14 protein-coding genes are annotated in these 14479 nt (G+C 64.0%); 6 read left to right on the top strand and 8 right to left on the bottom strand.

Features of this window, described 5'->3' with window-relative positions:
• Positions 1–119: 119 nt before the first annotated feature.
• Positions 120–1130, bottom strand: coding sequence for a class I SAM-dependent methyltransferase (locus LB554_RS03670; protein WP_224583155.1), 1011 nt, complete (start codon positions 1128–1130; stop codon positions 120–122).
• Here LB554_RS03670 and LB554_RS03665 point away from each other — a divergent pair.
• Positions 1089–1856 carry a hypothetical protein gene (locus tag LB554_RS03665; RefSeq protein WP_224583153.1) on the top strand — a complete coding sequence of 256 codons (768 nt, stop codon included), beginning with the start codon at positions 1089–1091 and terminating at the stop codon, positions 1854–1856. The genes LB554_RS03670 and LB554_RS03665 overlap by 42 nt on opposite strands.
• 18 nt (positions 1857–1874) lie before the next feature.
• Here the strand turns inward: LB554_RS03665 and LB554_RS03660 are convergent, their stop codons facing one another.
• A complete protein-coding gene (locus LB554_RS03660; RefSeq protein ID WP_015318385.1) occupies positions 1875–2501 on the bottom strand; it encodes a TetR family transcriptional regulator in 627 nt (208 codons plus the stop codon).
• A 124-nt stretch (positions 2502–2625) separates the two neighbouring features.
• Here LB554_RS03660 and LB554_RS03655 point away from each other — a divergent pair, with 124 nt between their 5' ends.
• The 4 genes from LB554_RS03655 to LB554_RS03640 all read left to right on the top strand — a co-directional run bounded on the left by LB554_RS03655 (position 2626) and on the right by LB554_RS03640 (position 7289).
• Entirely contained in the window at positions 2626–3813 is a 1188-nt protein-coding gene (locus LB554_RS03655) for an MFS transporter (protein ID WP_224583151.1), read from the top strand.
• 5 nt (positions 3814–3818) lie between these two features.
• Positions 3819–5120 carry a D-arabinono-1,4-lactone oxidase gene (locus tag LB554_RS03650; protein ID WP_224583149.1) on the top strand — a complete coding sequence of 434 codons (1302 nt, stop codon included), beginning with the start codon at positions 3819–3821 and terminating at the stop codon, positions 5118–5120.
• Positions 5117–6262 carry an alanine racemase gene (locus LB554_RS03645; protein ID WP_224583147.1) on the top strand — a complete coding sequence of 382 codons (1146 nt, stop codon included), beginning with the start codon at positions 5117–5119 and terminating at the stop codon, positions 6260–6262. The genes LB554_RS03650 and LB554_RS03645 overlap by 4 nt, the downstream gene beginning before the upstream one ends.
• Positions 6263–6338: 76 nt before the next feature.
• Positions 6339–7289 (top strand): helix-turn-helix domain-containing GNAT family N-acetyltransferase, encoded by a 951-nt coding sequence (locus LB554_RS03640; protein ID WP_224583145.1) that lies wholly within the window; start codon positions 6339–6341, stop codon positions 7287–7289.
• Positions 7290–7296: 7 nt separating this feature from the next.
• Here the strand turns inward: LB554_RS03640 and LB554_RS03635 are convergent, their stop codons facing one another.
• The 6 genes from LB554_RS03635 to LB554_RS03610 all read right to left on the bottom strand — a co-directional run bounded on the left by LB554_RS03635 (position 7297) and on the right by LB554_RS03610 (position 13284).
• Positions 7297–8130, bottom strand: a complete 834-nt coding sequence (locus LB554_RS03635; RefSeq protein WP_140661868.1) for an AraC family transcriptional regulator — start codon at positions 8128–8130, stop codon at positions 7297–7299.
• A 170-nt stretch (positions 8131–8300) separates the two neighbouring features.
• A complete protein-coding gene (locus LB554_RS03630; protein WP_140661869.1) occupies positions 8301–9353 on the bottom strand; it encodes an ABC transporter permease in 1053 nt (350 codons plus the stop codon).
• On the bottom strand, positions 9350–10147 hold the full coding sequence (locus tag LB554_RS03625) for an ATP-binding cassette domain-containing protein (protein WP_015318378.1): 798 nt from the start codon (positions 10145–10147) through the stop codon (positions 9350–9352). The genes LB554_RS03630 and LB554_RS03625 overlap by 4 nt, the downstream gene beginning before the upstream one ends.
• Positions 10148–10233: 86 nt before the next feature.
• Positions 10234–11247: a substrate-binding domain-containing protein gene (locus LB554_RS03620; RefSeq protein ID WP_224583143.1), complete on the bottom strand. Its 1014-nt coding sequence runs from the start codon at positions 11245–11247 to the stop codon at positions 10234–10236.
• A gap of 97 nt (positions 11248–11344) precedes the next feature.
• Positions 11345–12250, bottom strand: coding sequence for a sugar phosphate isomerase/epimerase family protein (locus LB554_RS03615; protein WP_224583141.1), 906 nt, complete (start codon positions 12248–12250; stop codon positions 11345–11347).
• Positions 12251–12252: 2 nt separating this feature from the next.
• On the bottom strand, positions 12253–13284 hold the full coding sequence (locus LB554_RS03610; protein WP_224583139.1) for a Gfo/Idh/MocA family protein: 1032 nt from the start codon (positions 13282–13284) through the stop codon (positions 12253–12255).
• A gap of 169 nt (positions 13285–13453) precedes the next feature.
• On the opposite strand from LB554_RS03610, the gene LB554_RS03605 reads away from it, so the two are divergent.
• Positions 13454–14479, top strand: coding sequence for a LacI family DNA-binding transcriptional regulator (locus LB554_RS03605; RefSeq protein ID WP_140661873.1), 1026 nt, complete (start codon positions 13454–13456; stop codon positions 14477–14479).

Here is a 14479-nt window from a genome sequence, read left to right as displayed (position 1 = left end):
CGGCGCCGGACACATAGTTAGCACTCACCAAAGGCGAGTGCTAACGTGGCGCTGAAATAGGCCGCCGACCTGCCAGAGTCAAGGCGCGCCGAGCGCCTCTTGGTACGATGGCGATGAACTTATCGAAGCTTGGCCGAACCGAGCACCAGGAGCGGGCAACGTTCCGCCAGGGGATAACTGCCGCTTGGCACAACGCGCACCTGGTCGAACCAATCTCGCGCCTCATCCTCCAGCATGGCCAGCGTCGCGAAGCTGTACCTCGTTTCGGAGCCCGCATAGACGTCGATCGTGTTGATGGATGCCATGCTCCATCCGGTGCGCGCGGCAAGGGCCTCCCGATCCGGAAACAGCTTGTCGAATGCCGCACGGATCGCTTGCACATCGACGCTGCTGTCGCAGTCGCCAGTCGTGCACGCCATGGCGATCCGCCATTTGAGCGCGTGGAAATTCTCGATTCCGCCGGCCAGGACCAGAACTTCGATGCCGCGCAGGTCATCCGCGGTTTCCGGCCGAGCGAACACGCGGATCGCCGCACGCCGGCCAGGCTTTAGCACCCTTGCGATTTCACCGAACAGCGAACCGCGCGCGGCCTTGGTATCGACCGCCGACAGGCAGCCGTCGCCGATGACCGCGTCGAAACATTCCCGCTCGACCGGGAGGTCAAGCCAGTTGCCGGCCATCGCCCTTCGCGAGGTGTTGTCGCCGGCCCATACGCCGGAAATCATGGCAGCCGATTGATCGATCGCCAACATCGATCTGCCTAGAACCGCCAGTTCAGGTGTCACCCCAAGCAGAAGGACATCGGCATTTCCGAGATCGAGTTCGCGCTCGAATATGCCGACGGTTTCCGGCGTCGGCCGGAGCGGGGCGTCCAGGAGCTTCCAGTGCCGATGATAACTATCCCAATGATTCGTCATGCAGACCCGTTGGAGCCCAGGAAAGTCTGGCATTGATTGATTAGAGCCGCTTAATGGAAGTGGGGATGGAAGCCAAGGGGTTAGCTGGTGGCGCGCATCATTGTCATAACGCATGAGCATGACCGGTTCCTGGGTCGCGGCGGCCTTCTGCTGCGCCGGAATAGCCGTTACATGCTTTTCGATATTCTGGAGGACCTGAAGAGGCGGGGCCATTCGGTCCGGATTCAGCCTGGCCTCTCCGGACAATCCAGCGCCGATGTCGCGGTTCTGCACGTCGATGCGACAACGACGCCGGCAGATTATCTCGACTATGCGCGGCGTTTTCCCTTATGCCTCAATGTCGGGGCCGCCGACATATCGAAACGGCGGGTAAGCGGAGCGCTTCTGGCCGAGGGCGACGGCTGGCTGGGCCCGGTCATCATCAAAAGCAATCTCAACAACCAGGGCATTCCGGAGACACGGCTCAATCGGCGGTCGAGGCGTGCCGGCCAACCGGCACCCTTTGCGCACGTGCCAGCCATGCCGTCCTACGAGGTCTACCAATCCCGGGACGACGTTCCCGATGGCGTCCTCGATCGCGATGATCTGGTCGTGGAAAAGTTCATCCCGGAAAAAGAACCTGACGGCTTTGCGGTGCGCTTCTGGGTGTTTTGCGGAGAGCGCGAGCGCTGCACCCGCTACGTCTCGCCAAACAGCCTGGTCAAGGCATCGGAAACGATCCGGCGCGAGCCCGCCGCTGTTCCCGACGAACTGCGCGAACGGCGGCGTGAACTCGGCTTCGACTATGGGAAATTCGATTTCGTCATGCATGAGGGCAGGGCTGTTCTCCTCGATGCCAACAAGACGCCCGGCCGCCCGCAGAACCTGGTGAAGATGTTCGCGGCCGGCGCTTCCGACCTGGCCGATGGTTTCGAAGGCCTCATCCGCCGGGCGAGATAGGCCCCCGGTTGCCGGTCGCTAAAGAAACAGCCGCAACTGGGTGTGGATGATCGATCGGTAATCCTCGATGGTCCGGCGGCTTTCCACTTCGCCTTGCGCAAGCGCCAGGCGCACAACGCCGCCGGCGAGCTGGAAGATCAGCAGAACCATGCGTTCGAACTGCTCGTGCTTTTCCGGCTCGAGCAAGGCGATGACGTGGTCGCAGAACATCTTGGCTTGATGCCGGGTTTCGGCGATGTCGAGATTCTTCAGCGCCTTGTCGGCCTGGATGGCGTTCTGCAGATCCTGGATGGCCGGATCGCCGGCGACCCGGCTGAGGTAGTCGTCAAGCAGCCGATCGGACGCGGCGATGACGTCCTTGGCTTCGCGGACATCGGCGACGATCGCCGCCAACCTGGCACGGCTGACCTCCGAGAACCGCTCATAGAGCATCGCCAGGATCGCCGACTTGTTGGGGAAGTAGTGGTAGACGGTGGCGATCGGCCCGCCCGCCAGCATGCCGACCTCCTTCATGGTGACGGCGTCGATGCCTTTCTCGCCGATCAGCCGCATGGTGGTCGACAGGATGGCGTCGATGCGCTCGCGGCTGCGCTCCTGCTTGGGCCTGCGCCTGGGCTCGGTGATCGTTCGACTTGCTTGCGTCATGCACCGATCTTTCGCACGAGTTCCCAAATTCCGGTTGACAAGAAATATGATCAAGTATCAGTTTCTGGAATGCTGACAGACTGTCAGCTTTTTTGCCGTGCGGCAAGGACGTTGGGAGGCGCCTATGGCTTCGACAAGCGCTGCTCTTCAGGGCGAAGGCGACTGGCTGGTCGGCAATCCCAGCGGCGGGCAGCTCGCCTCGGCCCTGTGGATCGGGTCGGTCGGCCTGCTCATTCTCGGTCTGCAGCCCGTCCTGCTCGGCGCCCTCTATACCGAGGGCCATGTCAGCGGCGACGAACTGGCGCTGGTCGCCACCGCCGAGATGATCGCCATCGCCATCGGTTCGGCGATCGTCGCGATGCTGCTTTCCGCCCACAACATGCGCTGGAAAAGTGCCGTCCTCCTGCTGCTCTTGGCGCTGGCCAATGTGTGGACCGCCTATGCCGCCGGCGCCAACACGCTGATGGCGGCCCGCACGCTGGCCGGCCTTGCCGAAGGCGGCCTTGTCGCGGTCGCCACCGAACTGATTGCCCGTTCGCGGCGCGCCGAACGCATCGGCGGTTATTTCGTCACCATGCAAACCCTGGCGCAATGCGCTCTTGCCCTGGTGCTGGCGCTCTATGTCATTCCAGCCGCCGGGTCGGCGGGCGGCTTCCTCGTTCTTGCCGTCGTCTGCGTCGCGTCGCTGGTGGTGGCCTTTGCTGTCCCCGCCGATTATGCCGATCTGCCGAAGGACGAAAACCTCGCCAATGTGCTGACGGTTCCCTCGATCACCGCGCTGTTGTCGGTCTTCTGCTACTTCATGTTCTTCGGCGCCGTATGGGCCTTTCTTGAGCCGCTTGGCGCCCAATTCGGCATCGATGGCCGCACCGTCGGGCTGATCGTCTCGGCCAGCCTCGCGGCGCAGGTGCTGGGCGCGATGACGGCGACCGTGTTCGAGGCGCGCATCGACTATCGCCTTGCCATCACGGCGATCGGCCTCGTCGCGCTTGTCGCCTCGCTCGTGCTTGCCAGCGGGCCCGGCCTCACGATGTTCTGGGTCGTCGCCCTGATCATGGGTTTTATCCTGCTGTTCATCGTGCCCTACCAGATCCGGCTGGCGATCACCGCCGACGAGACCCGCACCGCCGTGCTGCTGGTGCCGGCCGCCCAGCTTTTCGGCCTGGCGATCGGACCGGTCGCGGCGTCGCTGCTCATCGACGGCAAGGAGTTTCGCCCGGTTCCCGAGTTCGCCGCCGCAAGTGCTGTCGCCAGCGTGGCGTTGCTCGGCCTGTTTGTCCTGGCGGCGCGGCGTCGCCGCGCGATTGCGTGAGCCCCATGTCGAACAGCTGGAGCAACTGGTCCGGCTTTGTCACCGCCGAGCCGCGGCTGCTTGCCAGTCCGGCAGATGCCGGCGAACTCGGCGATCTCATTCGCACCGCACCCGGCCCGGTCCGCGTCGTCGGCGCCGGTCACTCCTTCACGCCATTGGTGAAGTCCCAAGGCACCATCCTGTCGCTGGAGAAGCTGGAAGGGCTGGTTGCGCATGACGCGAAAAAACATCAGGCGTGCGTGCGAGCGGGGACGCGGCTTGGTCCGCTCATGCACATGCTGCAAGGCATCGGCCAGGGCCTGCCCAATATGGGCGACATCGACCGCCAGGCGATTGGCGGCGCGCTGGGCACGGCCACCCATGGCTCGGGGCCTACGCTGGGCGCGTATCACACACAGCTGGAAACGGTGCAGATCGTCGACGGGCTTGGCAAGGTCCGCGACTTCAAGCGGGAAGGGGATCAGGAAACGATCCATGCGATCGGCGTTGCGCTTGGCGCCTTCGGTGTGCTCAGCGAAGTGACGTTGAACAACATCGCGACCTACCGGCTGCGGCGCCGCAAATGGGTGCTGCCGATAGCCGACATGCTGCGCGATTTCGAAACGATGATGAGCGAGCACCGGTCGGCCGAATTCTACTACATCCCATTTTCAGGCTACGCGCAGTTCATCGCCAGCGACTTCAGCACCGAGGCGACCACCCCGCGCCCCACCGACGATGACGAGGGCTCGCTGCGCACGCTGCGCCGCCTGCGCACCGGGCTTGCCTGGCTGCCCTCGCTGCGCCGCAGGCTGATCCTGGGCGCGGTCGCCAAGGTGCCGGCCGAGGATTACGTGCAGGACTGGCTCAACGTCTATGCCAGCGACCGGCAGACCAGGTTCAACGAAATGGAATATCACCTTCCGTTCGAGGAGGGGCCGAAGGCGCTGGCCGAGATCATCGAACTGACCGAGAAGCATTTTCCGGAAGTCTATTTCCCGATGGAAGTGCGGTCGGTGGCATCGGATGAATTCTGGCTCTCCCCTTTCCACAAAAGGCTCACCTGTTCCATCGCCATCCACCATGACGCGGCGAACGATCCGTTGCCGTTCATGCGCGCGGCCGAGCCGATCTTCCGCGGATATGGCGGCAGGCCGCACTGGGGCAAGATGCACAGCCTGAAAGCGGCCGACCTGAAAAAGCTCTATCCGCGCTGGGACGATGCGATGGCGGTGCGCCGCGACATCGATCCGCAAAACCGCTTCGTCTCACCCTATATGGCCGACCTGTTCGGCATCGAACCCAGTTCTTTCGGCATCCAGCCATGAAGGCGTATTTCGCCACGCTTTCGGATGCGCTGAGAGAGGCGGACATTTTCCAACCCTGCCTGCTGCTCGACCTCGATCGGCTGGATGGCAACATTGCCCTGGTGAAGAAGCGGCTTGACCCCAGTCTTGCCGTCCGTTTGGTCGACAAGTCGCTCGCTTGCCTGCCGCTGCTCTCCCATATCGGCAAGGCGCTTGGAACCCACCGCCTCATGACCTTCCATCCGCCGATCACCGAGGCGGTGCTGAGGGCGTTTCCGGATGCGGATCTGCTGTATGGCAAACCGATGCCGGTTGGCGCGGCAAGGGCGGTGCTTTCTAGAGGCGATGCAGTCTGGTCGCGCGTCTGCTGGCTGATCGACACCCAGGAGAGGCTGGCGGAATATGGCGCGCTCGCCGACGAACTCGGCGCCGAATTGCGCATCGCTTTCGAAATCGATGTCGGACTGCATCGAGGCGGCTTTGCCGAACCGGCGGCCCTGTCGCGGGCGCTGAATGCGCTGCCTACCCACAAAGGGCTGCGCTGCGAAGGCGTCATGGCCTATGAGGCGCATGCGCCGCACATACCCGGCCTGTTCGGTGGACCGGCCAAGGCGTTGGCGCAAGCCTCCGAACAGGCCGCCGCTTTCGTCGCGCTCCTCGGCGAGGACCAGCGCCATGTCCTGAACATTGGCGGCAGCAAGACCGCGCTGCTTCATCATGGCGGCATTGCCAATGAAGTGTCGATGGGCTCGGCCTTCGTGCTGCCCGTCGATTTCGACACGCCCGGCCTTGATGGCTTCCAGCCGGCGGCCTTCATCGCAACGCCAATCCTGAAAGTGGTCGAGCCGATGCTGCCTGGCCCGCCGGCGGTCTCGCGTTTGCTGCAGGCGCTGGGCCGGTTTCCGCGCAAGGGCTGCTATCTCTATGGCGGCAAGTGGATGGCCGAACCGGTGTTTCCCGAAGGCATGACGACAAACGGCCTGCTTGGCCTGTCTTCCAACCAGCAATTCATGGGTCTGCTCGCCCAGGCCGTCGTCAGGCCCGGCGACTATGCGTTCCTGCGGCCCACGCAGAGCGAGGCCGTGCTGCAGCAGTTCGGATCGATCGCGGTGCTTTCCGGTGGCAGGATCGTCGACCGCTGGCCGGTGTTGCCGATGATGTAAGCATCTCGGGCGCCTTCCCTAATGGTTGACTCCGTCAAGTAAATGATCGATCCTGTGCCAGCAGGAGATGACTCGCATGACAATCCACCATCAGCCAGACAAGGCTGTGCCCAACAAAGGCCTGATCGATGCGGTGCGGGCGTTCAACCGCTTCTACACCCGCCAGATCGGACTGCTCGATGAAGGGCTGCTGAAGAGCGCCTTCTCGCTGACCGAGGCACGCGTGCTCTACGAACTGGCGCATCGTGACGGACTGACAGCGACCGATCTCGGGCGCGATCTCGGTCTCGACGCCGGCTATGTCAGCCGTTTGCTGAAGAAGTTCGAGCGCCTTCACCTCATCTCCAGGGCCACGCTGGCTTCGGACGCTCGGCAATCGTCGATCGCGCTGACGCCGGCGGGCAGGAACGCCTTCGCGCCGCTGAACCAGGCTTCGCACGATCAGGTCGCGGCGCTGCTCGATCGTCTGCCTGCGTCGGAGCAGGACCGGCTGGTCAAGTCCATGCGGACCGTGCAGCGTCTGCTGGACGCCGGTGCAGAGCCCAAAATCCCTTATCTGCTGCGGCCGCCGCAGGTCGGCGACATTGGCTGGATCATCCGCCGGCAAGGCATGCTCTACGCGCAGGATTATGGCTGGGACGAAACCTATGAGGCGCTGGTCGCCGAAATCCTCGCGGCGTTCGTAAAATCCTACGATCCGAAATGGGAGCGCGGCTGGATCGCCGAGCGCGAAGGCGAGGTCGTCGGCTCGGTCTTCGTCGTGCGCAAGTCGGATCAGGTGGCCAAGCTCAGGCTGCTCTATGTCGAACCTTCGGCACGGGGGCTCGGCATCGGCAAGCGCCTGGTCGAGGAATGCATCGGCTTTGCCCGCGCCAGGGGGTACAGGACGCTGACCCTATGGACCAACGATATTCTGACCGCCGCCCGGCACATCTACCAGGCGGCCGGTTTCAGGCTGATCGAGGAAGAGCCTCACCATTCCTTCGGCAAGGATCTGGTCGGCCAGAACTGGGAACTGGAGCTGTAGCAGCGCGTCATGCCTTGACGGGCACCCAGATCTCCAGCCCGCCATTGCCGGTGTGGGCATCGAATTCAGGCCCGTAGCGCTCGAATTCCGGCGCATCGGCAACCTCATGGCCGGATGCCGGCAGCCAGCTGTTCCAGATCGTATTGATCGTTCGCCGGATGGTCGAGATGTGTTCGCGATGCGTGAAAACGGCGTATCTCTGCGCCGGCACCCGCACCCGTTGGAACTCCTTCGGCAGATCGGCGAAGTCGCGCACCTCGACGCCGACGACATAATCGAAATTGCCGGCATCGTCACCATTGAGGCAGACGCCGTAGAAAACGCCGGCCACTTGCCCGGGGATGTGGCCGATATGGGGAGCGAAGCGCTGCCATTGCATTGGAATGCCGGCGCTGGACTCACAACTGTAGCGCTCGCCCAGTCCGGCGATGAGGAATGGCCGGCTGGTCTCGAAGCGCGGTGGTTCAAGTGTGGTCAAAAGCGAATTGTCCATCAGGATGGGCTCCACGAGGTCGAGGGTCTCAGTCGAACCTTGCGCGCGCACCAGTTCCGGCGTGGTGCCGAACTGGTCGCGAAAGGCCCGGGTGAATGCCTCATGCGAGTTGTAGCCGGCGTCGAGCGCGACGCACAGGATGTCGGGCGCCCCGCCGGCCAGCCTGCGCGCCGCCTCGGTCAGCCGGCGCGAGCGCATGTAACCCATGACGGAGCGGCCGGTGGCGGCGCCGAAGGCGCGCGTCACATGAAAGCGCGATACGCCGCTGCTTTGGGCCACGTCGTCGAGCGTAACAGCCTCCGGCAGGTGGCTTTCGACAAACCATAGCGCCTTCTCGGTCGGGTTCATGTGTTCCTCGCATGTGGCGTCCTCACTCTGGCGCCTCGTTGCCCGGCCAGCTTGATCGAAATTGCGCATCGCGCAAATAGGCGATCGGGCCCGCGCGGTGTCGTCCGCGCGGCCCGTCGTCTATCGTTGGCTCGGATGACCGGCAAATCGCCGTTGAACGGCCGACTGGTTCAGCGGTAACGCGCCTGGTTCCATTTGTGGCCAAGCAGCGAAAGGATGATGATCAGCCCATTGAAGAACTGGACGTAGAAGCCGCTGAGCCCAGCCGCCACGACGCCAGTTTGGATAAACGACACCGTGACGGCGCCGATCGCGCCGCCGGCCACGGTGCCGATGCCACCCCAGGTCGGCGTGCCGCCGACGAACACCGAGGCCAGCACCGGCAAGAGATAACCGTCGCCGGCGGTTGGCCACCAGGTGAAGTTGATCATTACCGAGAACGTGCCGGCGATCGCGGCCCCGATGCCGACGAAGACGAACACTTTCACCCGCACGCGCTTGACGTCGATGCCCATCTGCTGGGCACTGTCGGGGTTATCACCGACCACCTTCACCTGCGCGCCGAAGCGGTGGCGGTTGTAGAGCATCGCCGAAAGGACGACGAAGGCGATGGCCCAGAAGATCTGCACCGGAATTCCAAGGACCTGGCTGGAGAAGATCCTGTAGGCCCAGCTGTCGGCAAGGCTGGTCAGCGAAGTCGATCTGCCCTCATTGATGATCTGAATCAGGCCGCGCAGCAGGAAATTCATGCCGAGCGTGGCGATCAGTGACGACAGCCCGCCATAGACCACCAGCGACCCGACGAGGAAGCCGAGCAGCGTGCCGGTGACCAGCGCCGCCGCAATGCCGAGGAACGGATCATAGCCCGCCTGCACCACCAGCGCGAAGACCCAGGAGGCAAAACCCATCGTCGCGGGAAACGACAGGTCGATCTCGCCGCAGGTGACGACGAAGACCAGCGGCACGACCACGAACAGCGCCACGGGAAGCGTGGTGAGCACGGCGCTGTAGAGATACCAGGTTGTGAAGACCGTCGGGTTGGCGATCATGAAGACCGCCATCATGACGACGAACACGCCGAGCGTCCCAAGCGACGCGCGGTTGTCAAGGATGAAGCCGCGCATCCAGTGATCGGACGGGTGCTTCCACTCGTTCTGGGAACTGCCTTGGCGGGAAATGCCGGCCGACGGCTCGTGCAGATCGGGCTCCATGGTCTTGCTCATCGTGCTCTCTGCTCCGCGTCGCCGGTGTCGTGCAGCCCGGCCAACCCGCCCGGATGCGCGACGTCTTCCATGAAGTTGATGAGGTCTTCGGCCGACTTGACCTCGCTGCGATCGGCGGTGAGCGCGACCTTGCCGCGATCCAGCACCACGAAGCGATCGGCGATGTCGAAGACATGATGGATGTTATGGCCGATGAACAGGATCGAGCGGCCGCTCGCCCGCACCTGGCGCACGAAATGGAAGACCTTGGCGGTCTCGGTCAGAGACAGCGCCGTCGTCGGCTCGTCGAGGACGATCAGTTCCGCCTGCTTGTAGATGGCGCGCGCGATCGCCACGCCCTGGCGTTCACCGCCCGAAAGCTGGCCGACGATCGAATGCGGCGTGAACACTTTCGAGGTGAAGCCGATCTCGCGCATCAGCCGGCTCGCTTCCTCGATTTCCTTGCCGACCTTCAGCCAGCCGAAAGGGCCGGTGAGTTCGCGGCCCATGAAGATGTTGCGGACGATCGTCTGCTGCACGGCCAGCGCCCGGTCCTGGAACACCGTTTCGATGCCGGCCTCGCGCGAACGTGCCGCATTCCATCCGGTCACCGGCTTGCCGCGGATGAGGATCTCGCCGCTGGTCGGCTTGACCACACCGGAGAGGATCTTGATCAGCGTCGACTTGCCGGCGCCGTTGTCGCCGATGAGGCCGACCACCTCGCCGCGATCGACGCTGAGATTGACCCCGCCAAGTGCGTAGACATGGCCGTAGGACTTAGCGATATCGCGCAGTTCTATGAGACGTTCGGCCATAGCATCCTCGCTTGATTGTCTGGCGCCAGCCTTCTCGCCGGCTGCCCCGCCGACCGGGGCCTGATCCCGGCCGGCGGCTTGGGAGGTCAGCGCAGCGCCTGCTTGGCGAGTTCTGCGACGATCTCGTAATTTTCGGGCGTGACGAAACCGGCGCCGGTGTCGACATTCATCGGCGCCAGACCCAGCACCACCTGCTGGCACAGGCTGAGGATCGGCAGATAGCCCTGCAGGAATGGCTGCTGGTCGGCCGTCAATTGCACCCAGCCCCCCTTGAAGCCCTCGACGATCTGCGGGCTGGTGTCGAAGCCGAAGTTGAAGATATCGCCAGGCTTTCTGCCAGCTGCCTGCATGTAGGTGGCGACATTGCCGAGCATCTGTCCGCCGGGATAGCCGACGGCCTTGACATCAGGATTGTTGAGCAGCGCTGCCGTAAGCACCGGTATCGCCAGATTGGGGTCGGAAGCCCATTCGCCGCTCGGCGGCGACGACAGCTGGATGACTTCGACGCCCGCCTCCTTCAAGGCCGCCACCGTGCCACGCTCACGTGCGCCGCGGCTCTCGTTCTCGAACGGGCCGATCATGATCGCCTTGTCGCCGGCCTTCAGCTTACCGAGCTTGAACGCTTCGGCACCGAGTGCACGGCCCTGCTGTTCCTGCTGCGCGCCGACATAGCCGCCACCGAACGCCGCCGTCACCTTCGGCACCGGGACGTTCTGGTACATCATCTTGATGCCCTCCTTATGCGCCTCTTCGGCGAGCGGCATGATCGCGGCGTCGCCCGGATGGCCCATCATGGCGATGCCCTGGGGCTTGACCGCGACCGCTTCGCGCAATTGCTGCACCATCTTCTCCGCGTCCCACTGGGAGAAGATGTAGTCGACCTTGGGCCCGAGATCGGCCGCCGCCTGCTTGGCGCCATTGTAGACGATGGTGCCGAAGGCGTCGCCCTCGGCGCCGCCGACGAAGAAGCGGATGTGGACGTCCTTGCACCATTGGGCGTCGAGCGCCTGCGCCGGCAAGGTGAAGATTGCAGCGGTAAGCGCCGTGGCTGCCGCCACGACGGTCGTGCGCAGAAGTGTCGTTCTGATCGCGATGCTCATGCACGTTCCTCCCATTGTTTTCCTCGTCACCCGAGGGGCCTTTGAACGATTGCTTTGGCAATGCCACTTGCGGCCGGTTCCTCCCGCCGACCGATCCTCACGCCGGATTTGGCAGGTAGCTCGCACCTCCCCGGCATAGTTTGAGATACTCCAGGGCGCGTGCCTGCCCGGTGATCTCGAGGTCGCCGCGATAGACCGGGTCGTGCCAGCCTTCGATGTCGATGGCGCCCTTGTACCCGGCCAGCCTGAGTTCACTGATAACCCGGGTCCAGTCGCTATCGCCGAAACCGGGCGTGCGCATCTGCACGAAGGGCAAGCGGCCGAACACGCCGTGCTCGCGGATGACGTCCCAGCGCACAGTGGCGTCCTTGCCGTGGACATGAAAGATGCGGTGCGCCCATTTGCGGATCTGCGGCATCGGATCGATCAGGTAGACGAGTTGGTGGCAGGGCTCCCATTCGAGACCGAGATTGTCGTTGGGCAATTCGTTGAACATCAGCTCCCAGGCATCCGGATTGTGGGCGATGTTCCAGTCTCCGCCGGCCCAATTGCCGTCCATGGCGCAATTCTCGAAGGCGATGCGCACGCCCTTGTCGGCGGCGCGTCTGGCCAGTTCGCCCCAGACCTCGCGATAGCGCGGCAGGCTGTCGGTCAGCGGTTTCCCGCGGATGCGGCCGGTAAAACCGCTGACCAGCCTGGTGCCGAACAGATGGGCGTTGTCGATGACCGTTTTCCAGGCCTCGAGCACGCCGCGATCGGTGTCGCCGCTCTCGAGCGGATTGCCGAACACGCCGATCGAACTGACGGTCACGTCGGCATCGCCGATCGCCTCTTCAATCTCTCCGGCGAGCCGCGCCAGATCCTTGCCGCCGAGCGTCTGCCAGAAGAAGGGCTGGATGCTCTCGAAGCCGAGCGGCAGGATTTGCCTGATATAGGCGGCCGGGTCTTCTAGATTGGCCCGCACCATGGTGCCGATCCTGATGTCGAGAAGCGGGTTCGGCATGGTCATCCTTCCTGCGATGCGATGTTCACGCGACGACCGGTCTCGGCGCTCTCGATCGCCGCGAAGACCATGGCCAGGCTCTTGATGTTGTCCGAGCCCCGTGTCTCCGGCGCGGTGCCGGTTTCCACGGCTTGCACGAAGTCGGCAATGACGCCGAGATGCCCGCCGATACGGTCGGACGGATCGAGGGGAGGCACTGTCACCGGCCCGACCTTGTCGATCAGGCCCTCGCGCTCCGGCAGCACGACTTCCGCCTTCACCTCGTCATGGCCGTCCCAGATCAGGCTGCCGCGCTCACCGACGATACGCCAGCTGCCCTCCCAACTGGTGCGAAAGCCGTCGGCGCACCAGCTGCCCCGATAGGTGAACATCCTGTTTCGGCCGAGCCCGAAAGTGGCGCTTGCCGACGACCCTTGCCGATACCAGGAATTGGCCGGCTCCCATTCCTGGCAATAGACATCGGCAGGTTCGCCGTTGACCATGTAGCGAGCGGCATCGAAGGTGTGGATCGCCATGTCGAGCAACAGCACGTGGCGCATCTCTTCGCGAAAACCGCCAAAGTGCGGCGCCACGAAAAAATCCGCGTGGATGCTGGTCGGCGCGCCGATGGCGCCTGAATCCAGAAAGCGGCGGATGCGCCGGACATTGGCGACATAGCGGCGGTTCTGAACGACGGCGTGGACGCGGCCGGCGCGCCGCGCGGCGTCGACGATGGCGCGGGCGTTGGCCGGACTGTCGGCGAGGGGCTTTTCCGTCAGCAGGTGACAGTGATGGGCAAAGGCCGAATTGGCCACCTCGCGGCGGGCGGCCGGAACGACCACGTCGAACACCGCATCGGCTTTGGTCTGATTCAGAATGACGTCGAGATCGGTGCCGATCGCGGCCCCGGCAAGGTCGTATTCGCGGGCTCGCTGGCGTGCCCTGTCGGCGTCGAGGTCGACGAGACCGGCAATCCTGATTTCAGGGGACTGACGGGCGGCCTCGAGCCACGTTTTGCTCATGGCTCCGCACCCGACCAGGACGACATGCAGCATCCGGCGCTCCTCCGCCAACCCCTCCCGGTTGGCATTCACGGTCCTTCCGTAAACGTTTACGATGACACACCCGAAGGCGTAGAATGTCAACCGGATTTGTGGGCCGTTCGTCTGAGTGGCCTTGGCCGCGAGGTCCGCTAATGTTAGCGGGAACGGAAGGGGATTGGTCTTGGCATCCAGCATTCACGATCTTGCGCGTCATTTGAATATTTCGATCGGCACGGTGTCGCGCGCGCTCAATGGGCGCGCCGATGTCAATGCCGAGACGCGGCAGCGCGTGCTCGATGCGGCCCGCCTGCTCAACTATTCACCCAACCAGTCGGGCAGGAACCTGCGCCGAGGCACCACCCATGCCGTCGCGTTCATGCTGCAGCCCCACCCGGGCGATCAGCAATATGGCGAGCCGTTTTTCATTCCGTTCCTGAGCGGGCTGCAAGCGGCACTGGCCGAGCACGGGCTCGACCTGATCATCGTCATGGGCGCGCCCGCCGATTATCAGCAGGAGCGCCTGCGACGGGTCGTCGAGACACGCCGCGCCGATGCCGTGCTGCTGGCCTGGACCCGGCGTGAGGACGATCGCATCGACTATCTCAGCAGGGCCGGCTTTCCCTTTGCGACGCTTGGCCGAAGCCAGTCCGGTGACGAGACCTATCCCTCGCTCGACCTCGATTTCGAGAAGGCGGGCGCCGACGCAGTCGACCGCCTGGTTGCACGCGGCCACCGCCGCATCGCCGCCATCCGGCCGTCACTCGACCTCAACTTCGGCTATCTGTTTCTTGACGGCTATCGCAAGGCGCTGCGGCGGCACGGCATCCACATCGATCCCGAGCTGATCGCCGACGGCTTCATCAACGAAGCCGGCGGCTACGCGGTGACGCCGCAAGTCATGCGCTCGAAGGATCCGCCGACAGCGATCATCTTCAACAATGACGCGATGGCGCTCGGCGGCTGCAAGGCGCTTGCCGAGATGGGGATCATGCCCGGTCAGGGCATCGCGGTGATGGTCATCGTCGATACGCCGCTCTGCCGCTATTTCTCCCCGGCGCTGACCGCTTTCCGCCCGGCATTGGAGCCGATGGGACGGCGGCTCGGCGAAATCCTGCTCGCCTCGCTGCCCGCTTTCGCCGGGCCCACGGGGCCGCAGACCATCAGGGAGGTCTGGCCGCTGGAACTGGTCGCGCGCGACAGCGATTGA

This window comes from Mesorhizobium sp. CO1-1-11 (assembly GCF_020164995.1).
In the GTDB taxonomy this organism is placed as follows: Bacteria; Pseudomonadota; Alphaproteobacteria; order Rhizobiales; family Rhizobiaceae; genus Mesorhizobium; species Mesorhizobium australicum.
The sequence above is the reverse complement of the archived record's forward strand: the minus strand, read 5'-3'. Positions and strand labels throughout refer to the sequence as shown.